This window comes from Streptococcus sanguinis (assembly GCF_013343115.1).
GTDB lineage: Bacteria > Bacillota > Bacilli > Lactobacillales > Streptococcaceae > Streptococcus > Streptococcus sanguinis_H.
Genome location: NZ_CP054570.1, coordinates 315,199 through 336,351, shown reverse-complemented (window position 1 = coordinate 336,351; position 21,153 = coordinate 315,199). Strand labels below are relative to the sequence as shown.

Genomic DNA, 21,153 nt, shown 5'->3' with positions numbered 1-21,153 from the left:
AGTTATGAAACTTCCAAAAGAAGGCGACTTTATTACAATTCAAAGTTATAAGCATGATGGGAATCTTCACCGCACCTGGCGAGATACCATGGTACTAAAGACAACAGAAAACGCCATTATTGGCGTTAATGACCACACACTGGTAACAGAAAGTGATGGCCGACGTTGGGTAACACGTGAACCTGCCATTGTCTATTTTCATAAAAAATACTGGTTTAATATCATTGCCATGATTCGAGACAATGGAACTTCATACTACTGCAACCTAGCCAGTCCTTACTATCTGGATAATGAAGCTCTAAAATACATTGACTATGATTTAGACATCAAAGTCTTTGCTGATGGTGAAAAACGCCTGTTGGATGTAGAAGAATATGAACGCCACAAAAGACAGATGCACTATTCTGATGATTTGGATTTCATTCTCAAAGAAAATGTCAAAATCCTAGTTGATTGGATTAACAACGGAAGAGGTCCATTTTCAGATGCTTATGTCAATATTTGGTACAAACGTTATGTTGAACTAAAGAATCGATAAAGTTGTCAAAGAGCGTAAGCTCTTTTTCTTTTATCTAATTCGGCCTCACTAGAGGTCAAATTCTTGCAATCTCAAGCATTTTCGGGTATCATATAAGAAAATCCAGACTGTAAGAAAGGAGTCTCCCATGGCATTTACAAATACTCTCGGACGATATGCCAGCTTTGGCATCATGACGAGCCTCCCTGAAGAAATTGTCGATTCATTCTGGTACATCATTGATAACAATCTCAAAGGAGTCTTCGATCTTCGCCCAGTCCTCAAGTTCGAAATCATCAATAGCCAAGGAAGAGTATCTCTTCGCTTCTCACAAAAGAACTTCAACACCATTATTTCATTTGACTTAAACTATCAATTTGACCCTTTCTTTCCTAGAAAAGTCTACATCGTTGATAACAAGGGTAAAGAAACCATTATGCTATCTGACGAATACTCTTTGATGTAGTAAATCAAACTCAGCACATATAAAAACCTCTGAAAGCAACAAACACTGCTATCAGAGGTTTTTATCTTTAATATTACTCATCTCAAACGGAAAGTACATTCGAGCAGAATGATAGATGCAAAACACCCGAAACACTAGTCTTTAAAATCAATCTAAAGACAGTTAAATAATCAAATCTCTTGCTCCCTAATATAAATAAACACAAAGAGAAAATACAGTAGTTCTAAAAGATTGAATCTCTAATTAAAAAGAACTATAACTAAGAAATCTTAATATCAGAATATCTTAGCTAATTTATGGATACCGAACACACAATTTTATTAAAACAAAAAAGATAGATCAGTATATCTATCTTCTATGTTATCTAGTCGGGAAGACAGGATTCGAACCTGCGACACCTTGGTCCCAAACCAAGTACTCTACCAAGCTGAGCTACTTCCCGGTGCTTAAACAATCTAAAAACGGAGCCCTAAGACTTCGCTTCCAAATGCACCCTAGAGGAGTCGAACCTCTAACCGCCTGATTCGTAGTCAGGTACTCTATCCAGTTGAGCTAAGGGTGCCCACTATTCATATTAAATTAATTATAGCAAAAATAAAGAAAAATTCAAACAATTTAATGCACCCTAGAGGAGTCGAACCTCTAACCGCCTGATTCGTAGTCAGGTACTCTATCCAGTTGAGCTAAGGGTGCTCATCTTCTTCTACTGCCTCTTACAAGTCTATGCCGAGGACCGGAATCGAACCGGTACGATCGTTACCAATCGCAGGATTTTAAGTCCTGTGCGTCTGCCAGTTCCGCCACCCCGGCCGCCTCAAGCGAACGACGGGATTCGAACCCGCGACCCCCACCTTGGCAAGGTGATGTTCTACCACTGAACTACGTTCGCATCCTATTCAAAAATGCCGGCTACATGACTTGAACACGCGACCCTCTGATTACAAATCAGATGCTCTACCAACTGAGCTAAGCCGGCTCATTATTATCTTATATGCGGGTTAAGGGACTTGAACCCCCACGCCCTAAAGCGCCAGATCCTAAATCTGGTGCGTCTGCCAATTCCGCCAAACCCGCTCTTATGACCCGTACTGGGCTCGAACCAGTGACCCTTTGATTAAAAGTCAAATGCTCTACCAACTGAGCTAACGAGTCTCTTACTTTTATTGAAATCTTCTCGACTTCAACGGTCCCGACGGGAATCGAACCCGCGATCTTCGCCGTGACAGGGCGACGTGATAACCGCTACACTACGGGACCTATTCTTTTCAGAATATGGGAGTTAACGGGATCGAACCGCTGACCCTCTGCTTGTAAGGCAGATGCTCTCCCAGCTGAGCTAAACTCCCTTCGCTAAGCGACTACCATATCTCACAGGGGGCAACCCCCAACTACTTCCGGCGTTCTAGGGCTTAACTGCTGTGTTCGGCATGGGTACAGGTGTATCTCCTAGGCTATCGTCACTTAACTATTGAATTAACTGTCCTGTCCTCTCAGACAAGCCTTGTCAACTCAAAATTGAATACAATATCAAATCTCACATTTCTCTAAACCATCCGCTGCACTCTGATGAAGCTCTTATTCTAGGATAAGTCCTCGAGCGATTAGTATTAGTCAGCTCCATGTGTCACCACACTTCCACTCCTAACCTATCAACCTGATCTTCTCTCAGGGCTCTTACTAACTTGCGTTATGGGAAATCTCATCTTGAGGTGGGTTTCACACTTAGATGCTTTCAGCGTTTATCCCTTCCCTACATAGCTACCCAGCGATGCTCTTGGCAGAACAACTGGTACACCAGCGGTAAGTCCACTCTGGTCCTCTCGTACTAGGAGCAGATCCTCTCAAATTTCCTACGCCCGCGACGGATAGGGACCGAACTGTCTCACGACGTTCTGAACCCAGCTCGCGTGCCGCTTTAATGGGCGAACAGCCCAACCCTTGGGACCGACTACAGCCCCAGGATGCGACGAGCCGACATCGAGGTGCCAAACCTCCCCGTCGATGTGAACTCTTGGGGGAGATAAGCCTGTTATCCCCAGGGTAGCTTTTATCCGTTGAGCGATGGCCCTTCCATGCGGAACCACCGGATCACTAAGCCCGACTTTCGTCCCTGCTCGAGTTGTAGCTCTCGCAGTCAAGCTCCCTTATACCTTTACACTCTGCGACTGATTTCCAACCAGTCTGAGGGAACCTTTGGGCGCCTCCGTTACCTTTTAGGAGGCGACCGCCCCAGTCAAACTGCCCGTCAGACACTGTCTCCGTAGATGATAAACCTACCGGGTTAGAGTGGCCATAACACAAGGGTAGTATCCCAACAACGCCTCCATCGAAACTGGCGTCCCGATTTCATAGGCTCCTACCTATCCTGTACATGTGGCACAGACACTCAATATCAAACTGCAGTAAAGCTCCATGGGGTCTTTCCGTCCTGTCGCGGGTAACCTGCATCTTCACAGGTACTAAAATTTCACCGAGTCTCTCGTTGAGACAGTGCCCAAATCATTACGCCTTTCGTGCGGGTCGGAACTTACCCGACAAGGAATTTCGCTACCTTAGGACCGTTATAGTTACGGCCGCCGTTTACTGGGGCTTCAATTCATACCTTCGCGTTTCCGCTAAGCACTCCTCTTAACCTTCCAGCACCGGGCAGGCGTCACCCCCTATACATCATCTTACGATTTAGCAGAGAGCTGTGTTTTTGATAAACAGTTGCTTGGGCCTATTCACTGCGGCTGACCAAAGTCAGCACCCCTTCTCCCGAAGTTACGGGGTCATTTTGCCGAGTTCCTTAACGAGAGTTCTCTCGCTCACCTGAGGCTACTCGCCTCGACTACCTGTGTCGGTTTGCGGTACGGGTAGAGTATGATACAACGCTAGAAGCTTTTCTTGGCAGTGTGACATCACTCACTCGCTACTAAACTTCGCTCCCCATCACAGCTCAACGTTAGAGGTATAAGCATTTGACTCATACCACGCCTCACTGCTTAGACGTACATCCATTCGTACGCACGAGTTAGCCTACTGCGTCCCTCCATCACTTCATACTCTAGTACAGGAATCTCAACCTGTTGGCCATCGGATACACCTTTCGGTCTCTCCTTAGGTCCCGACTAACCCAGGGCGGACGAGCCTTCCCCTGGAAACCTTAGTCTTACGGTGGACAGGATTCTCACCTGTCTTGCGCTACTCATACCGGCATTCTCACTTCTATGCGTTCCAGCGCTCCTCACGGTACACCTTCTCCACACATAGAACGCTCTCCTACCATACCTATAAAAGGTATCCACAGCTTCGGTAAATTGTTTTAGCCCCGGTACATTTTCGGCGCAGGGTCACTCGACTAGTGAGCTATTACGCACTCTTTGAATGAATAGCTGCTTCTAAGCTAACATCCTAGTTGTCTGTGCAACCCCACATCCTTTTCCACTTAACAATTATTTTGGGACCTTAGCTGGTGGTCTGGGCTGTTTCCCTTTCGACTACGGATCTTAGCACTCGCAGTCTGACTGCCGACCATAATTCATTGGCATTCGGAGTTTATCTGAGATTGGTAATCCGGGATGGACCCCTCACCCAAACAGTGCTCTACCTCCAAGAATCTTCATGTCGACGCTAGCCCTAAAGCTATTTCGGAGAGAACCAGCTATCTCCAAGTTCGTTTGGAATTTCTCCGCTACCCACAAGTCATCCAAGCACTTTTCAACGTGCCCTGGTTCGGTCCTCCAGTGCGTTTTACCGCACCTTCAACCTGCTCATGGGTAGGTCACATGGTTTCGGGTCTACATCATGATACTAAAGCGCCCTATTCAGACTCGGTTTCCCTACGGCTCCGTCTCTTCAACTTAACCTCGCATCATAACGTAACTCGCCGGTTCATTCTACAAAAGGCACGCTCTCACCCATGAACGGGCTCGAACTTGTTGTAGGCACACGGTTTCAGGTTCTATTTCACTCCCCTCCCGGGGTGCTTTTCACCTTTCCCTCACGGTACTGGTTCACTATCGGTCACTAGGGAGTATTTAGGGTTGGGAGATGGTCCTCCCAGATTCCGACGGGATTTCACGTGTCCCGCCGTACTCAGGATACTGCTAGGTACAGAATCTATTTAAAATACGAGGCTCTTACTCTCTTTGGCTGACTTTCCCAAGTCATTCTTCTATAAATTCTGAGTCCACAGCGCAGTCCTACAACCCCGAAGAGTAAACTCTTCGGTTTGCCCTTCTGCCTCTTCGCTCGCCGCTACTAAGGCAATCGCTTTTGCTTTCTCTTCCTGCAGCTACTTAGATGTTTCAGTTCACTGCGTCTTCCTCCTCATTCCCTTAACAGAAATGGGTAACAGGCATCAACCTGTTGGGTTCCCCCATTCGGACATCTCCGGATCGAAGCTTACTTACAGCTCCCCGAGGCATTTCGTCGTTTGTCACGTCCTTCATCGGCTCCTAGTGCCAAGGCATCCACCGTGCGCCCTTACTAACTTAACCTTATTTTGACCTTTCAGTCTTAAACTCATTAATATTCACAGCGTTTTCGGTTTATTTTCTTGTTACTATTTGATATCGGTATTCAATTTTCAATGGACAAGTTCTTTATCTAGTCAAACTAGATAATGGAGCCTAGCGGGATCGAACCGCTGACCTCCTGCGTGCAAAGCAGGCGCTCTCCCAGCTGAGCTAAGGCCCCACATAGCCCTCTCAAAACTAAACAAGACGCAAGTGCATTCCGTGTGTCCTTACGGACTCCTTAGAAAGGAGGTGATCCAGCCGCACCTTCCGATACGGCTACCTTGTTACGACTTCACCCCAATCATCTATCCCACCTTAGGCGGCTGGCTCCTTACGGTTACCTCACCGACTTCGGGTGTTACAAACTCTCGTGGTGTGACGGGCGGTGTGTACAAGGCCCGGGAACGTATTCACCGCGGCGTGCTGATCCGCGATTACTAGCGATTCCGACTTCATGTAGGCGAGTTGCAGCCTACAATCCGAACTGAGACTGGCTTTCAGAGATTAGCTTGCCGTCACCGGCTTGCGACTCGTTGTACCAGCCATTGTAGCACGTGTGTAGCCCAGGTCATAAGGGGCATGATGATTTGACGTCATCCCCACCTTCCTCCGGTTTATTACCGGCAGTCTCGCTAGAGTGCCCAACTGAATGATGGCAACTAACAATAGGGGTTGCGCTCGTTGCGGGACTTAACCCAACATCTCACGACACGAGCTGACGACAACCATGCACCACCTGTCACCTCTGTCCCGAAGGAAAACTCTATCTCTAGAGCGGTCAGAGGGATGTCAAGACCTGGTAAGGTTCTTCGCGTTGCTTCGAATTAAACCACATGCTCCACCGCTTGTGCGGGCCCCCGTCAATTCCTTTGAGTTTCAACCTTGCGGTCGTACTCCCCAGGCGGAGTGCTTAATGCGTTAGCTGCGGCACTAAGCCCCGGAAAGGGCCTAACACCTAGCACTCATCGTTTACGGCGTGGACTACCAGGGTATCTAATCCTGTTTGCTCCCCACGCTTTCGAGCCTCAGCGTCAGTTACAGACCAGAGAGCCGCTTTCGCCACCGGTGTTCCTCCATATATCTACGCATTTCACCGCTACACATGGAATTCCACTCTCCCCTTCTGCACTCAAGTTAAACAGTTTCCAAAGCATACTATGGTTAAGCCACAGCCTTTAACTTCAGACTTATCTAACCGCCTGCGCTCGCTTTACGCCCAATAAATCCGGACAACGCTCGGGACCTACGTATTACCGCGGCTGCTGGCACGTAGTTAGCCGTCCCTTTCTGGTAAGATACCGTCACAGTGTGAACTTTCCACTCTCACACCCGTTCTTCTCTTACAACAGAGCTTTACGATCCGAAAACCTTCTTCACTCACGCGGCGTTGCTCGGTCAGGGTTCCCCCCATTGCCGAAGATTCCCTACTGCTGCCTCCCGTAGGAGTCTGGGCCGTGTCTCAGTCCCAGTGTGGCCGATCACCCTCTCAGGTCGGCTATGTATCGTCGCCTTGGTGAGCCGTTACCTCACCAACTAGCTAATACAACGCAGGTCCATCTGGTAGTGATGCAATTGCATCTTTCAATTAATTATCATGCGATAAGCAATTTCATGCGGTATTAGCTATCGTTTCCAATAGTTATCCCCCGCTACCAGGCAGGTTACCTACGCGTTACTCACCCGTTCGCAACTCATCCAAGAAGAGCAAGCTCCTCTCTTCAGCGTTCTACTTGCATGTATTAGGCACGCCGCCAGCGTTCGTCCTGAGCCAGGATCAAACTCTCATTAAAAAGTTTGAGTTCGCACTCATTACTGTCCACTGACAGATTTATTTTCGTTTTTTGACAGGTTACATATCTCTATGTCACCCTGCACTTGGTTCGTCTTGTTCAGTTTTCAAAGGGCTTTGTCTTTCGCGACAACTATATTAGTATATCACCTATACCCACCAACTGTCAATACCTTTTTTAATCTTTTTTGATTTTTTTAAAGTTTATTTTTCAGTTCTAAGTATAAAGTTAATTTCTTTGTGAGCAGGAAGCTGGTTTATGCCACCTGAGTGCATGACTTTCTATAATCTAAAAAGGTTGAGAAACTTGCTCTCAACCTTTTTAGATTATTTATTTGACTTCTAACAGGCCAATATCTCCATCCTCACGACGGTATATAACATTTGTGCTGCTGTCCTCAGCATCGGAATAGATAAAGAAATCATGTCCCAATAAATCCATCTGCAGAATCGCTTCTTCCAAGTCCATTGGCTTCAAATCTATGTGTTTTGAACGAACAACTTTTGACGGAATTTCTTCTGCTTCTTCAGCAAAGGAATCTGTGAAAAGCTGACTTGTAGCAACTTTATTGCGATTCTTTCTTTCAATCTTGGTCTTATTTTTGCGGATTTGGCGCTCAATCTTATCTGTGACCAAATCAATTGATCCATACATGTCCTGAGAGATATCTTCTGCACGAAGAGTGATGGAGCCTAGCGGAATTGTTACTTCCACTTTCGCAGTCTTTTCACGGTAAACCTTGAGGTTCACACGCGCATCAAGTTCTTGCTCTGCTTGGAAATACTTCTCAATCTTCTCAAGTTTAGAAACTACGTAGTCACGGAGAGCATCTGTTACTTCTAGGTTTTCACCACGGATACTATATTTAAGCATATAAGTACCTTCTTTCTAAACATAAATGTTTTATTTATAATATCATTATAACGCTTTCATTCCTTTTTTGCAAATTTTTTCTTATCTTGCGATTGAAAATGTCAAAATTTCTTTCACTCCTGCTTCCAGCAAGATTTGCTTGGCTAATTGCAAGGTTTTTCCAGTCGTATAGATATCATCAACCAGCAAAATTTTATCCGGCAAATCAACTCCATTCTTAATTTTAAAAGCCTGCTGCGTCTGCAGACGCTCCTCACGTGTCTTGCTCGACTGTGCTAGGGTGTCTTTTTTCTCTAAGATATCTCTGTATGACAAGTTTGCAGCATCTAAAATCCCCTGAACTTGATTAAAACCTCTCACTTGAAATTTTTCGATACTGACTGGAATCGGAACAATGGTATGCTCTCTAAACATTTTGACTGCTTTTTTAGCTGCTTTTGCAAATACAAAGCGCAATACATAGTCTCCCTGAAACTTGAATTGACTGAAATATTCCTTCATTGCTTCATTATAGGTAAATAGTGACTGATGCTGGACTTGATTCCCCTCTTTCTCCCATTTTTGGCAATCTGCACATAAATCTGATTGCCCGTTTCGAAAACAGCGTGGGCAATGCTCTTCAGATATGCGTTCAAAATTTTGATAACAAGTGGAGCAGCAGCTTGGTCCTTCTTCTTTTAATAGAAAAAGCCGTAAAAAACTGCCTTTCTCCTTAATTTGCTCCTTACATAAAAGACACTCTGTCATAATCCCGCCTCCTTATTCATATCTCTCATTTCCCGAATTGCCTTTTCCATAGCAAGGGTAGTCCCATCATGAAAAAATAGCAACTGTCCAGTCGGTCTATCCATACTACGGCCAACTCGGCCTGAAATCTGAACCAGAGCACTACGACTGAACAGGCGATGATTGGCTTCCAAGACAAAAACATCTACACCAGGAAAGGTTACTCCACGCTCTAAGATAGTCGTTGTCACCAAAATAGTGATCTCCTTGCGACGAAACTGCTCGACAATCTCTAGGCGATTTTCTGTTGTGGAGGCGACAAAAGCCAGTTTTTCATCAGGCAGAGCTATCTGCAAAGCATGAGCAAAATCCTCTCCTCTTTGAATTTCTGCAGCAAATATTAAGAGAGGAAATTGGGTCTCCCTCTGTTTTTCTATATAGTTCAAAAGTTTAGGTGCTATTTTCTTCTTCTGAAGATGTTTTTGAAAATCAGATAACCAAATTTTCTGAGGGATGGTCAAGGGATTACCATGAAATCTTCTGGGAAGACTCAGGCGTTTCAACTCACCTTTTTGAACTCTTTTATCCAGTTCATCTGTGGAAGTGGCTGTCAGAAAAATAGTTGTAGCATCCTCTTTAACTGAACGCTCTACAGCGTGATACAGTATGGGATTATCCACATAAGGAAAGGCGTCTACCTCGTCCACAATCAACAAATCAAAAGCCCGATAAAATTTTAAGAGCTGGTGGGTGGTCGCAATTACCAAGGAGCTGCGAAAATAAGCTTCTGACTCCCCATGCAGAAGGGCTATTTCACAAGAAAAGTCTTCTTTTAGGCGCCGATAAAGTTCTAAACAAACATCAATCCGCGGACTGGCCAAGCAAACAGACCCTCCTCTATCAATAACTCTTGCAATCACTTGGTAAATCATTTCTGTTTTTCCAGCGCCAGTAACAGCATGCACTAACGTATTCTGTCTTTTCTCTAGCGCATCCAGTAAGCCTTTGGAGACCTTCCCCTGAAACTCTGTCAGTTGCCCCTGCCATTTAAGCACCTGTTTTTTAGGAAAATCCTCTTGAGGAAAATAGTAAAGTTTTTGGTCACTCCGTACCCGGCCCAATATTAAGCATTCTCTACAATAATAAGCTCCAACAGGTAGCTGATTTTCTCGTTCAATCAAGCTGTTGCAGCGTCCACAGTGGAGCTTGCCTTTTTCTTCTCGGATACTGGGAATTTCTTTTGCTTGTGCTCGCAAGCTAGGCTCTAACTGATTTTCTGTAAATATCCGTCCTAAACAATCTTGTAACTCTAACATACTTATTTATTCGTAATTTTTTGGCAAAATTCGTCTTTTTTTGTAAAATATAGTTATGGAATTTAAGACAATTAAAGAAGATGGTATGGTTCAAGAGGAAATTAAAAAATCCCGCTTTATCTGCCATGTAAAACGAGTTTACTCTGAGGAAGAGGCTCGCGCTTTTATCGCTGCTATAAAAAAAGAACATTACAAGGCTACTCATAACTGCTCTGCTTTTATCATTGGAGAAAAGAGCGATATTAAGCGGACCAGCGATGATGGAGAACCCAGCGGAACAGCTGGAGTTCCCATGCTGGGAGTCTTAGAAAAGCATGAATTGACCAATCTTTGCGTGGTGGTTACTCGCTATTTTGGCGGTATTAAACTAGGAGCCGGCGGTCTGATTCGAGCTTATGCCGGCAGTGTTGCTTTTGCTATTAAGGAGATTGGGCTGGTTGAAATAAAAGAACAGGCTGGCCTACGCCTAAAACTGTCTTACAGCCAGTATCAGGATTTTGCAAATTTTCTCAAGGCGGAAAATCTTGCTGAATACGATACTGAATTTACAGATACTGTCTCCACTCTTCTTTTCGTTGACAAAGGTGAAAGAGAACTGCTTAAAGACAAACTGACTGAGTTTTTTAAGGGCAAATTGGAGATGATGGATCAAGGACTGCGCCAAGTAGAAGTCCCCTTGATGTTTTGACATAAAGAAAAGCTATGGCTCTCATAGCTTTTTTATATTTTACAAAGCGCTTGTTTCATTTTATACTAATTCTATTAAATTATATTGAGGTATGTATTCTATGTCACGTATTTATCAAAACATTACAGAACTAATTGGGCAAACCCCCATTGTCAAATTGAACAACTTGGTTCCAGAAGGAGCTGCAGAGGTGTATGTGAAGTTAGAGGCCTTCAATCCTGGTTCTTCTGTCAAAGACCGTATTGCTCTCAGCATGATTGAGGCGGCTGAACGCGATGGCCTTATCAAGCCTGGCGATACTATCGTTGAAGCAACCAGCGGAAATACTGGTATTGGTCTTTCATGGGTCGGAGCAGCCAAAGGCTACAAGGTTGTCATTGTTATGCCAGAGACCATGAGTGTGGAGCGCCGCAAAATTATCCAAGCTTATGGTGCTGAGTTAGTCTTGACTCCAGGTAGCGAAGGAATGAAAGGCGCTATTGCAAAAGCACAAGAAATCGCACAAGAACGAAATGGCTGGCTGCCACTGCAATTTAATAATCCGGCCAATCCAGAGGTTCACGAACGAACTACAGGAGCAGAAATTATCGCTGCTTTCGGTGAAACCGGACTGGATGCCTTTGTAGGCGGTGTCGGAACTGGCGGAACTATTTCAGGTGTATCTCACGCTCTCAAAAAAGTTAATCCGGACATCCAAATCTACGCAGTCGAAGCAGACGAATCTGCTATCCTTTCTGGTGAGAAGCCAGGCCCTCACAAAATCCAAGGACTTTCAGCTGGATTCATTCCAGAGACCTTAGATACAGAAGCCTACAACGGTATTGTCCGCGTAACTTCTGATCAAGCACTGGAATTCGGACGCTATATTGGCGGTCAGGAAGGCTTCTTAGTGGGAATTTCATCTGCCGCTGCTATTTTCGCAGCTATTGAAGTAGCGAAAAAACTAGGAGCTGGTAAGAAAGTCCTTGCTCTGGCTCCTGATAACGGCGAACGCTACCTGTCTACCGCTCTCTACGAATTTGATGCTTAGTATTTTTTGAAAACATGTCCATTTCAATTCAGCACTCGGCTATGATTTGAATGGCAATTCTATCTAAACAAAATATCCTGTTCTCTTATTGAACAGGATATTTTTTAAGCTTCTTCTTTTAAAAATTTTTTTGCCTCTTTGATCCAGATAGGCAGCTGTCTACCTAAAGGCTCAAAACCAATTTTACAGCGGTCGTTTGAGAAGCGGTGGCGTCTAGGGAGGCGGTGCTTTTCTTCTTCCAGGGTCCGCATGGACAGACTGGACTTCCCAGAAAATTCATCATAATCCACAACCTGAACCAAGACTTGCTGGCCAACCTTTACACTATCATGGATATTTTCAATATAACCCGGACGAATTTCTGAGATATGAATCAGACCAATTGTTCCATTTTCCAGCTCAACAAAAGCTCCATAAGGCTGAATCCCTGTGATTTTGCCTTTTAATTTATCACCGATTTTCATCAGTCTTCAACCTCAATCGTTTCAATCACAACATCTTCCACCGGCTTATCCATAGCCCCCGTCTCAACAGCTGCAATCTTGTCCAAAACGTGGTAGGACGCTTCATCAGCCAGCTGACCAAAGACAGTGTGGCGCCGATCCAAATGCGGTGTTCCTCCCTGACTGGCATAGACTTCAGCGATAGCTTCAGGCCAGCCGCCGCGGCTTAATTCCTTAGCTGAATAAGGAAGATTTTTATTTTGAACAATGAAAAATTGACTGCCATTAGTATTTGGCCCAGCATTTGCCATGGAAAGAGCCCCACGAATATTGTACAATTCTGGTGAAAACTCATCTTCAAATTTGTCGCCATAAATAGACTGACCGCCCATACCGGTACCAGTAGGATCGCCACCCTGAATCATAAAGTCCTGAATAATGCGGTGGAAAATCACACCGTCATAATATCCATCTTTAGCAAGGGCAATAAAGTTAGCGACTGTTTTTGGTGCCTGTTCTGGAAACAGCTGAACTTTCATGTCCCCATGATTAGTCCTGATAGTCGCTTTTGGACCTTCTGCTGCTGCAAGTTCTACTTGTGGAAAATGTAATTCTTTTTCTACCATACCTAACTCCTCTAAAGCGGCAAAAATACCGTCTTCTTCTACTGTTTTTGTAATATAATCTGCTCTTTTTCGCAGTTCTTCATGGGAAACGCCCATGGCAATGCCAATTCCGGCATAGTCAAACAATTCCAAATCATTGAGTCCGTCGCCAAAAACCATGACATTTTCAGGTTTGAAGCCCAGATGCTCGACAACCTTGGAAACTCCGGCTGCCTTGGAACCTTCTGTCGGCACGACATCTGACGAATGAGGATGCCAGCGAACCAAACGCAGATGCTCCGCTAACGCCTCTGGCAACTGCAGGCCATCTCCTCTATCCTCAAAAGTCCAAAGCTGATAAATATCCTTGTCTAAATGAAAGTCTGGATTTACAGGCAAATCTGGATAAACCACATCAATGGCCTCTGAAATCAGAGAATTTCGATTGGACAAGGCTGCTCCATGGCTGCCGACCAAACCATATTCAATTCCTTCCTCCCGAGCCCAAGCAATATAGGATGTCGCTCTATCGGACGGGATAACCGTCTGAGAAATCACCTTCCCTTTGCTGTCTTCGACATAAGCTCCATTCAGCGTAACGAAAAAGTCTGGCTGCAAAGCTCTCAGCTCCGGCACGACACCAAACATTCCTCGACCAGACGCAATACCCGTCAAAATCCCTTTGTCTTTCAACTGCTTGAAAACTGTCTGGATAGAATCTGGGATAAAACCTGTATCCTTGACTCGCAGGGTATCATCTATATCGAAAAAGACAATTTTTATCTTTTTTGCCTTATACTTTAATTTCGCGTCCATATCTCCCCTTGTCCAATCTTAATCTTTTCTATTATACCATTAAAAGTCTTCTTGTGGGACAAGATGGTGCTGAAAAGCATAAACAACTGCCTGAGTGCGGTCGCTCACTTCTAATTTGGACAGGATATTGGAGACATGAGTCTTAACCGTTTTGAGGGAAATGAAAAGCTCATCCGCAATCCGTTGATTTTCATAACCCTTGGCTAAAAGCCCCAAAATATCACGCTCGCGAGCTGTCAAATCCTCATGGAGCTCGATATGGTTACGATGGTACTCCACTTTCTTGCTGACCTCTGTTTCAATGGCAAATTCTCCCTTGGCCACTTTTTTAACGGCACGCAGAATTTCTTCAGCGCTGGAAGTCTTAAGCATGTATCCATGAGCGCCTGCATCCAGAACAGGATAAATTTTTTCATTATCCAAATAAGAAGTCAAAATCAGAATCTTTGCTTCCGGCCACTCCTTTAAAATGGCCAGTGTCGCTTCAATCCCATTCATCTCAGGCATGACGATATCCATGATAATCACATCCGGACGACTTGCCAAAGCCTTCTCCACACCTTCTTTGCCATTAACTGCTTCGGATACTTCAGCTATATCCTCTTGCAGTTCCAGGTAACTTTTCAATCCCAATCTGACCATCTGGTGGTCATCCACTAACAATATCTTCATGATCTTCTCCTTCTAGTAAAGGTATTGTGATTTCAATAGAAAGACCTTTTCTGGGGGCTGTCAAAAGCTTAAAGGTACCCGCCATATCCCGTACACGGTCTTCCATATTTTTCAAGCCGTAACTGAGTTCATCCTGAGCCAGCGGATCAAAACCGACGCCATTATCAGATACCTTGATTTTAAGCTCATTAGGCGCCTGATAGAGGTAAATATCCAACCGACTGGCCTGGGCATGCCGCAGTGTGTTGTTGATAATTTCCTGCATGATTCTGAAAACATGCTCCTCCATCTGTTTGGGTAGATGCCCAACCTGATGATTGAAGTGAACATCAATGTCGCTTTTATCAGTCAGCTCCTTGATAATCACATCCATGCCTTCTACCAGAGTCTTATTTTCCAACTCTGTAGGCCGTAGATGGAGCAGAAGAATCCGCAAATCCTTCTGGGCTGTGTCAAGAATATCGGCAATCCCCTTGAGCTGTTTTTGCAGCTTTTCTCCATCAAGCCGTTCTACATTTCCAGCCACTCCTGAAAGAATCATATTGGCTGCAAATAATTCCTGACTGACAGTATCGTGCAAATCGCGCGCAATCCGCCGCCGTTCTTTTTCGATAATTTTCTCTTCCGTCTGCAGGGTTTGGTTCTCAGACTTTTGGAGATTTTCTGTCAGACGGTGCAGCCTTCTCTCAAGCTGATGCAGAGAGCTATCCAGTTCAGGCTGATCTGTCGGCTCCAGCCTCCGTCCATCCAGCAAACGCCGAAGATTTTTTTGCACATGGGCTACCGACAGATATTGTATCAAGCGGGCTGCTATCACAATCAGAATGGTCAGTGATAAACCAATAATCACAACAAAGAAAACAAATGACTGCAACAACTCCAAATCATCAAAGAGCTCCTGCCAAGTAAAATCAAAAATATTGAAAATATAGTGAAAGATGATAAATAAGACAAAGAAAGTATAGAGGAGAATGAGAAAATAATTTGATTTCTTCACTTTCTGACAACCTCCACATTTCCTAAGAAGCTGACGAGGACAATCTTCACTGTCTTATTGGCCCGTTTATAGTCTGGTGTCGTCAGCGAAATGGTTTCATTGCGCAGCTTGCGGGATGGATGATGCAGAAAGTTCAGTTCCCCGTAAAGAGTATTGATTTGCAGCTGAATTTCCACATCCAGCGGCACAATAATCTTGGTATCACCAAACCCCTTTCGAATGACAATGACATTATCATGGTTGACCAAAATCACGTCTTCCAAATGAATGGTGTCTTTCCCAACAATGCGCAAGAGATTGATGTCGTGGAATTGACAGCTATCCTTAGAAAAATGCTGCAGGTCCCCCAACCAGCGATTCTTCTCACTCTGAATTTCCACATCTTCTTCGTAAACGAGATGGGTTTCTTGATTTTCCTTATAAATGTATGGGTAGGCCACAATCATTCCATAAACCAGCGCGAATAAAAGGGCAGCAATGACGTAGGGATTGAGCATGATAATGAAAAACAGCATAATCATGGAAGCAACCAGCAGAAAATTCCCTTTTTGCTTGCCGAAGTAATAATAGAGCAGCAGCAAAAAAAGGACCAAGATAATGACAACTCGTGAAAAATCAGCTGCCAACATGGTCACCAATGCCATGGATAATAAGACTGTTTCAACAAAGACAAATAATTGAACCTTCCACATAGCCGTTTCCTTTCTCTACCTTCCTATTTTAACAAAATTAAACCAAAAAACCTCCGTCCAAGGCATGAAATAGGGAAATTTGTCCAGCAAAAAAGAAAAACCATCCGTTTTAAGCTAAAAAACTTAAAATGGACGGTTTATTAATCAACTATCAGATGAGCTAGAACTTGTTCCATGTCCACTATCTTCAGACGATGAGCTGCTCTTTGAGCTACTGCTAGACGATGATGATGACGAACTAGATGACGATGGTGTTGTTGCTTCTGTCACGTAAAGAGTGATTTTTTCATTAGACTTGAGATCGATTGTCTGACCTGCTGCTGGTGACTGGGAAGTTACCAAGTCTGCCTGAGTCGAAGTGACCGAACGGTCAACAACTCGCTCAATTCGGGAAGAAGAAATTCCCATTTGGATCAAGTAAGACCGTGCATTGGCGTAGGTGTACTGCATGCTGCCAAAGTCAGGCATGGACACACTAGTCACTTCTTTCGCCACTGTCAGCTTAATCTTATGATTAGAAGTCAAATCATAGGTCGAACCAGCTGCCGGAGACTGACGAATCACCTGACCTGGCTCGTACTCGTCCGATTCTTCCTCAACAATCTCAATCAATTTCTCAGAAACATTATAGTTTGTTTTCAGATTTTCAACCACGGCTGATTTTGCTTGTCCGACATAATCTTCCATCACAAAGGTCTTGGGTCCCTTGGAGATAATCAGGTCAATCTTGCTGCCTTCGCGGCGCTGACTATTTGCCTGTGGATCAGTTTTAATGACTTTGCCAGATTCAACATTGTCACTGTATTCTTCCTTCTCCTCTCCGACAACCAGCTTCTTAGCTTCGATAGCGGAGCGAGCCTCTGCCACAGTCTGACCAGAAACATCTGGCACGCTGGTATTGGATGGGCTATTATAAAGAAGGACAACAAAAGCCGCCAAAACCAATAGGACTGCAAAGAAAAGAACCTTGTAACGCGTTCTCAAACGACGTTTCTTTGGAACTTTCTTAACCGCATCAGCTGTCTCTTCCTTAACTTCATCCGCTTCCGTTTTAGCCGGAGTTGGCTTAACAGGTGGAACTGCCGGCTGCGGTACAGGTGAGATTTTTGGCAAGGTCTTGGTGTCTGCTTTCGCAACATCATCAAAGACTAATTTCTTTTCATTCCGGCGCTCATAAGATAAGCTGCTGGACAAGTCAACATACATCTCTGCAACTGACTGATAGCGATCCGTCAGTTTTTTGGCTGTTGCCTTAATGACCACATTTTCCAAGGCCTGAGGCACATTAGGATTTTCAGAAATGATGGATGGCAGCGGCTTTTGGAAATGCTGAAGAGCAATCGTAACGGCACTATCCCCATCATAAGGGATATGACCAGTCAGCATCTCATAAAAAATAATCCCCATCGCATAAATATCACTCTGAACAGTTGCTTTAGAGCCACGTGCCTGCTCAGGCGATAGATAATGAACCGAGCCCAGCATTGAGTTAGTCTGAGTCAGACTTGTCTCCGCAAAGGCCACCGCAATTCCAAAGTCTGTTACCTTGGCATTGCCATCTGGGGTCAAGAGGACATTTTGTGGTTTCAGGTCACGATGGACAATACCGCGTGTATGCGCCAAGCGCATCGCCAGCAAGATTTGTCCCATGATTCTGACTGCTTCTTCATTTGAAATCGGAGAATTCTCTTTGATATAGCGCTTGAGGTCAAGACCTGCCACGTATTCCATAGCCAGATACTGCTGGCCATCTTCTTCCCCAATATCAGTAATCCGAACGATGTGCGGATGGTCCAAGTCAGCCATCGCCTTAGCTTCCCGCTGGAAACGCGCGACAGCGATAGGATCTGTCTGGTAATTGGTCCTAAGAACCTTTACCGCAACTTCCTCACCATCCAAAATCAAGTCTTTGGCCAGATAGACATCTGCCATACCTCCGCGGCCAATCTGCTTGATAATTTTATATCGCCCGGCAAAGATTTTGCCGATTTGAATCATGCCTTATCCTCCTTGTCAAAGCGAACCAGAGCAACTGTGATGTTATCCAGCCCTCCAGCATTGTTGGCAAAGCGAATTAAGGTTTCTGTTTTTTCAGACAGACTGATGTCGCTGGTGACAATGTCACAAATTTCACTGTCTGAAATCATATTGGTCAGACCGTCACTGTTAAGCAGGAGGTAGTCACCATCTTCCAAGGTAATCATGCCATAGTCAGGCTGCACTTCGTCTTTTTGACCAATAGACTGGGTAATGATATTCTTCTGCGGATGACGCTCCGCTTCTTCTGGAGTAATTTGTCCAGCTTTCAACAAAGCATTAACAAGCGAGTGATCATTAGTCAGCTGGCGGTATTCATCACCGCGAATCAAGCCGATACGAGAATCGCCGATATGAGCATAGATGGCTTGATTATCAATGATAGCCAAGGCTTCCAAAGTCGTTCCCATGCCCTTGTATTCTTCATCTTGACCAAATTGATGAATACGCTGATTTTCCTCTTCCAAGTGCTCCGCAAACCATTCACGCACCTGATTCACCGAATCAATCTGTGTATCAACCCAAGCAGCTCCTAAGTCTGTCACAGCCATTTCGCTGGCAATGTTTCCAGCTCTGTGACCGCCCATACCATCTGCCAAGATGATAAGGGTCTTGCCCGCCCGATTCACAAAAAGATTGGCATAATCTTGGTTATTTGTACGCTTTTGACCAACATCTGTTAATAATGAAATTTCCATACTGTCAGTTTCCTCCTCTTATTCCGATATCTTCCTAAATTGACTGATAAAAAATCCGTCGCTTTCATATAATTCCGGCGTAATCAAGATACAGCCGTCTTTGACGATATCTTTTCTTTCATGGTCTAATAAGACTTGCTCAAAGTTCGGATGACTGGCCAGAAATTTCTCGACAACCTCAAAATTCTCTTTGGCCATAATCGTGCAAGTACTATAAGCTATTATACCACCTTTACGTAGACTTTGACAAACGCTGCCTAGTATATCCAGCTGAATTTTTTGTAAATTCTCAAAATCTGCATTTTCTTTATTATATTTTATATCCGGTTTGCGACGAATTAAGCCAATACCAGAGCAAGGAGCGTCCACCAGGATTTTATCAAAAGCATCTGGGCCAAACGTCTCAAACACCTTAGTCGCGTCTAGCTTTTTAGTGGTAATTTTATCTGCCAAGCCCAGCCGTGCTGCATTTTCTTCTACAAGCTCTAACTTATGATCGTAGAGATCTAAGGCTGTAATGTGACCGTTCGTCAGATAGGAAGCCATGTGGACAGTCTTGCCGCCCGGTGCACTGCAGGCATCCAGAATCTGCTCCTCTCCTTCGATGGCCAGAGTCGGAGCCACAAGCTGACTAGACTCATCCTGAATCGTAATCGCTCCGCTTTCAAAGAGCTGGTGCCCAGCAAAATGCCCCTGTTTCTTAACCAAGGCTGACGGAGATAAGAGCGAGTCCTCAGCCCCTAAAAGCTGGCGAAGCTCTACCTTGCGCGACATATCCGTCACGCGAATGCTGGCCTTACTACGAACAAAGAGACTGGCAAAGATAGCTAGAGCCCTTTCTTCGCCATACTCTTCTATCAGGTCTTTGACCAGCCAGACCGGCAGAGAATACTGGATCGAATAGCGCTTGTTTTTGCGCTTGATTGTTTCAAAATCAGCCACACCCTCACGCTCAATCCTACGTAACAAGGCATTGATAAATTTCTCACTGCCACGCTTACGGATTTTCGCAATTTCAACAGCCTCATGAACAGTTGCATGCTGAGGGATTTTATCCAGATAGAGCATCTGGTACAGACTGAGCATAAGCAGAATGTAGAGCCAGTTATCTAATTTGTCCCTATCCTCAATCAGATGTGATAGATACCATTCCAGGGTGATTTTCCGAGCAACTGTGCCGTAAACTAGCTCTGTTACCAGACCTTTATCTGCTTGACTCAGCTTGCTTTGACTCAGAGCTCGGTTTAAGGCGATATTGGAATAGGCTCCTTCTTCAAAAACTTCTTCCAAAATTTCCAAGGCCTGCCAACGGGCCGTTTTTTGCTTACTTTCCAAAAGTATCTCCTATGGACAGGCTGCGGCCCAGTCCATTCAAAAAATCAACGATAGCCATCTTGGGCTTACCAGCAGGCTGAACTGTCTTCAGCGAGAGGGCTCCCTTACCAGCTGCAACCACCAGTTCTTTTTTACTAATAGACAATATCTGTCCCGGCTGACCGCTGCCAGCTACCATATCTGCTTCATAAATCTTAAAGCGTTGTCCCTGCAGCAAGGTATGAGCTACTGGCCAAGGATACATGCCACGAATTTGATTGAAAATTTGTCGGTTTGTTTTGCTCCAGTCTATCCGCTCTTCTTCTGGGCTGATATTCGGAGAGAAAGTGACCTGGCTAGGATCCTGTGGCTGAGGAATAATCTGCCCTGCCCTATAAGCTGGCAGCACATCCAATAACAGATCTCGACCAATAATCGCCAATTTTTCAAAGAGAGTTCCGACATTATCTGTCTCTTCAATCGGCGTCGCCTTGCTGGCTATCATGTCTCCAGCATCCATTTCCTTGACCATTTCCATAATCGTAACACCCGCTTGCTCATCTCCATTGATCAGAGCATAGTGAATGGGAGCCCCACCTCGGTATTTAGGCAACAAGGAGGCATGAACATTCACTGCAAAATCAACACTGTCCAGCAAGCGGCTAGGCAAAAACTGTCCGAAAGCAGCTGTGACAATACCATCTGCTTCTAAGTTCATCAACTCCTCTAAATCCGAGCTTTGAGCCAGCTTTTCCGGTTGATAAACTTGCAGCCCGTATTCCAAGGCCAATTCTTTTACTGGAGTCATGCGAATCTCTCTTTTACGGCCGACGGCACGGTCCGGCTGCGTTACCACTGCTAACACTTGGTATTGACCGCAGTCCAGCAACCCTTTTAGGACAGTCGCTGAGAAGTCCGGTGTTCCCATAAATATTATTTTCATCATTTTCAACTATTGATTCCTTTTTTGT

16 protein-coding genes, 11 tRNA genes and 3 rRNA genes are annotated in these 21,153 nt (G+C 44.8%); 4 read left to right on the top strand and 26 right to left on the bottom strand.

All coding sequences use genetic code 11. The features are described 5' to 3' along the window. Positions 1-4 precede the first annotated feature (4 nt). Positions 5-538: a nucleoside tri-diphosphate phosphatase gene (ntdP, locus tag FOC72_RS01680; RefSeq protein ID WP_002894525.1), complete on the top strand. Its 534-nt coding sequence runs from the start codon at positions 5-7 to the stop codon at positions 536-538. 127 nt (positions 539-665) lie between these two features. Further along, entirely contained in the window at positions 666-983 is a 318-nt protein-coding gene (locus FOC72_RS01675) for a DUF960 domain-containing protein (protein ID WP_002894524.1), read from the top strand. A 368-nt stretch (positions 984-1,351) separates the two neighbouring features. Here the strand turns inward: FOC72_RS01675 and FOC72_RS01670 are convergent. From FOC72_RS01670 to FOC72_RS01590, 17 genes are all read right to left on the bottom strand, one after another. Further along, a tRNA-Pro gene (locus FOC72_RS01670) sits at positions 1,352-1,425 on the bottom strand. 46 nt (positions 1,426-1,471) lie between these two features. Continuing rightward, positions 1,472-1,545 (bottom strand) — tRNA-Arg (locus FOC72_RS01665). Between the two features lie 57 nt (positions 1,546-1,602). Further along, positions 1,603-1,676, bottom strand: a tRNA-Arg gene (locus FOC72_RS01660). Between the two features lie 31 nt (positions 1,677-1,707). After that, a tRNA-Leu gene (locus FOC72_RS01655) sits at positions 1,708-1,793 on the bottom strand. 7 nt (positions 1,794-1,800) lie between these two features. Continuing rightward, a tRNA-Gly gene (locus FOC72_RS01650) sits at positions 1,801-1,872 on the bottom strand. Between the two features lie 14 nt (positions 1,873-1,886). Then, a tRNA-Thr gene (locus tag FOC72_RS01645) sits at positions 1,887-1,959 on the bottom strand. Between the two features lie 16 nt (positions 1,960-1,975). Further along, positions 1,976-2,057, bottom strand: a tRNA-Leu gene (locus FOC72_RS01640). 5 nt (positions 2,058-2,062) lie between these two features. After that, a tRNA-Lys gene (locus FOC72_RS01635) sits at positions 2,063-2,135 on the bottom strand. A 32-nt stretch (positions 2,136-2,167) separates the two neighbouring features. Next, positions 2,168-2,240, bottom strand: a tRNA-Asp gene (locus FOC72_RS01630). Positions 2,241-2,256: 16 nt separating this feature from the next. Then, positions 2,257-2,329, bottom strand: a tRNA-Val gene (locus FOC72_RS01625). A 3-nt stretch (positions 2,330-2,332) separates the two neighbouring features. Further along, a 5S ribosomal RNA gene (rrf, locus tag FOC72_RS01620) occupies positions 2,333-2,448 on the bottom strand. A 116-nt stretch (positions 2,449-2,564) separates the two neighbouring features. Beyond that, positions 2,565-5,464: ribosomal RNA gene (locus FOC72_RS01615) — 23S ribosomal RNA — on the bottom strand. 126 nt (positions 5,465-5,590) lie between these two features. After that, a tRNA-Ala gene (locus tag FOC72_RS01610) sits at positions 5,591-5,663 on the bottom strand. 64 nt (positions 5,664-5,727) lie between these two features. Beyond that, positions 5,728-7,275: ribosomal RNA gene (locus FOC72_RS01605) — 16S ribosomal RNA — on the bottom strand. Together the 16S, 23S and 5S rRNA genes with 11 tRNA genes alongside form the textbook arrangement of a ribosomal RNA operon. A 330-nt stretch (positions 7,276-7,605) precedes the next feature. Further along, positions 7,606-8,148, bottom strand: a complete 543-nt coding sequence (gene hpf, locus FOC72_RS01600) for a ribosome hibernation-promoting factor, HPF/YfiA family (RefSeq protein WP_002893481.1) — start codon at positions 8,146-8,148, stop codon at positions 7,606-7,608. 81 nt (positions 8,149-8,229) lie between these two features. After that, the gene (locus FOC72_RS01595; RefSeq protein ID WP_002893482.1) at positions 8,230-8,895 is read right to left on the bottom strand and encodes a ComF family protein; all 666 of its coding nucleotides are present in this window, start codon (positions 8,893-8,895) and stop codon (positions 8,230-8,232) included. Then, the gene (locus tag FOC72_RS01590; protein WP_002893483.1) at positions 8,892-10,190 is read right to left on the bottom strand and encodes an ATP-dependent helicase ComFA; all 1,299 of its coding nucleotides are present in this window, start codon (positions 10,188-10,190) and stop codon (positions 8,892-8,894) included. Before FOC72_RS01590 ends, FOC72_RS01595 begins: the two co-directional genes overlap by 4 nt. Positions 10,191-10,245: 55 nt before the next feature. Between FOC72_RS01590 and FOC72_RS01585 the strand changes: the two genes are divergently transcribed. Next, a complete protein-coding gene (locus FOC72_RS01585) occupies positions 10,246-10,878 on the top strand; it encodes a YigZ family protein (protein ID WP_002893485.1) in 633 nt (210 codons plus the stop codon). Between the two features lie 100 nt (positions 10,879-10,978). Next, on the top strand, positions 10,979-11,908 hold the full coding sequence (gene cysK, locus FOC72_RS01580; RefSeq protein ID WP_002893488.1) for a cysteine synthase A: 930 nt from the start codon (positions 10,979-10,981) through the stop codon (positions 11,906-11,908). 104 nt (positions 11,909-12,012) lie between these two features. Here cysK and FOC72_RS01575 read toward each other — a convergent pair whose 3' ends face one another. The 9 genes from FOC72_RS01575 to fmt form a co-directional block, all read right to left on the bottom strand. Next, positions 12,013-12,372: a S1 RNA-binding domain-containing protein gene (locus FOC72_RS01575; protein ID WP_002893490.1), complete on the bottom strand. Its 360-nt coding sequence runs from the start codon at positions 12,370-12,372 to the stop codon at positions 12,013-12,015. Further along, a complete protein-coding gene (locus tag FOC72_RS01570) occupies positions 12,372-13,772 on the bottom strand; it encodes a bifunctional Cof-type HAD-IIB family hydrolase/peptidylprolyl isomerase (RefSeq protein ID WP_002893492.1) in 1,401 nt (466 codons plus the stop codon). The genes FOC72_RS01575 and FOC72_RS01570 overlap by 1 nt, the downstream gene beginning before the upstream one ends. Positions 13,773-13,811: 39 nt before the next feature. Continuing rightward, positions 13,812-14,444 carry a response regulator transcription factor gene (locus FOC72_RS01565; RefSeq protein WP_002893493.1) on the bottom strand — a complete coding sequence of 211 codons (633 nt, stop codon included), beginning with the start codon at positions 14,442-14,444 and terminating at the stop codon, positions 13,812-13,814. Beyond that, on the bottom strand, positions 14,422-15,441 hold the full coding sequence (locus FOC72_RS01560; RefSeq protein ID WP_002893495.1) for an envelope stress sensor histidine kinase LiaS: 1,020 nt from the start codon (positions 15,439-15,441) through the stop codon (positions 14,422-14,424). The genes FOC72_RS01565 and FOC72_RS01560 overlap by 23 nt, the downstream gene beginning before the upstream one ends. Further along, positions 15,438-16,133 carry a cell wall-active antibiotics response protein LiaF gene (liaF, locus tag FOC72_RS01555; protein ID WP_002893496.1) on the bottom strand — a complete coding sequence of 232 codons (696 nt, stop codon included), beginning with the start codon at positions 16,131-16,133 and terminating at the stop codon, positions 15,438-15,440. Before liaF ends, FOC72_RS01560 begins: the two co-directional genes overlap by 4 nt. Positions 16,134-16,277: 144 nt before the next feature. Further along, a complete protein-coding gene (gene pknB, locus FOC72_RS01550; RefSeq protein WP_002893497.1) occupies positions 16,278-18,131 on the bottom strand; it encodes a Stk1 family PASTA domain-containing Ser/Thr kinase in 1,854 nt (617 codons plus the stop codon). After that, positions 18,128-18,868 (bottom strand): Stp1/IreP family PP2C-type Ser/Thr phosphatase, encoded by a 741-nt coding sequence (locus FOC72_RS01545; protein ID WP_002893499.1) that lies wholly within the window; start codon positions 18,866-18,868, stop codon positions 18,128-18,130. The genes pknB and FOC72_RS01545 overlap by 4 nt, the downstream gene beginning before the upstream one ends. 18 nt (positions 18,869-18,886) lie before the next feature. Next, complete coding sequence (gene rsmB, locus FOC72_RS01540; RefSeq protein WP_002893500.1) at positions 18,887-20,203, bottom strand: 16S rRNA (cytosine(967)-C(5))-methyltransferase RsmB; 1,317 nt, start codon at positions 20,201-20,203, stop codon at positions 18,887-18,889. Continuing rightward, the gene (gene fmt, locus FOC72_RS01535) at positions 20,193-21,128 is read right to left on the bottom strand and encodes a methionyl-tRNA formyltransferase (protein WP_032913960.1); all 936 of its coding nucleotides are present in this window, start codon (positions 21,126-21,128) and stop codon (positions 20,193-20,195) included. Before fmt ends, rsmB begins: the two co-directional genes overlap by 11 nt. Positions 21,129-21,153: the final 25 nt, after the last annotated feature.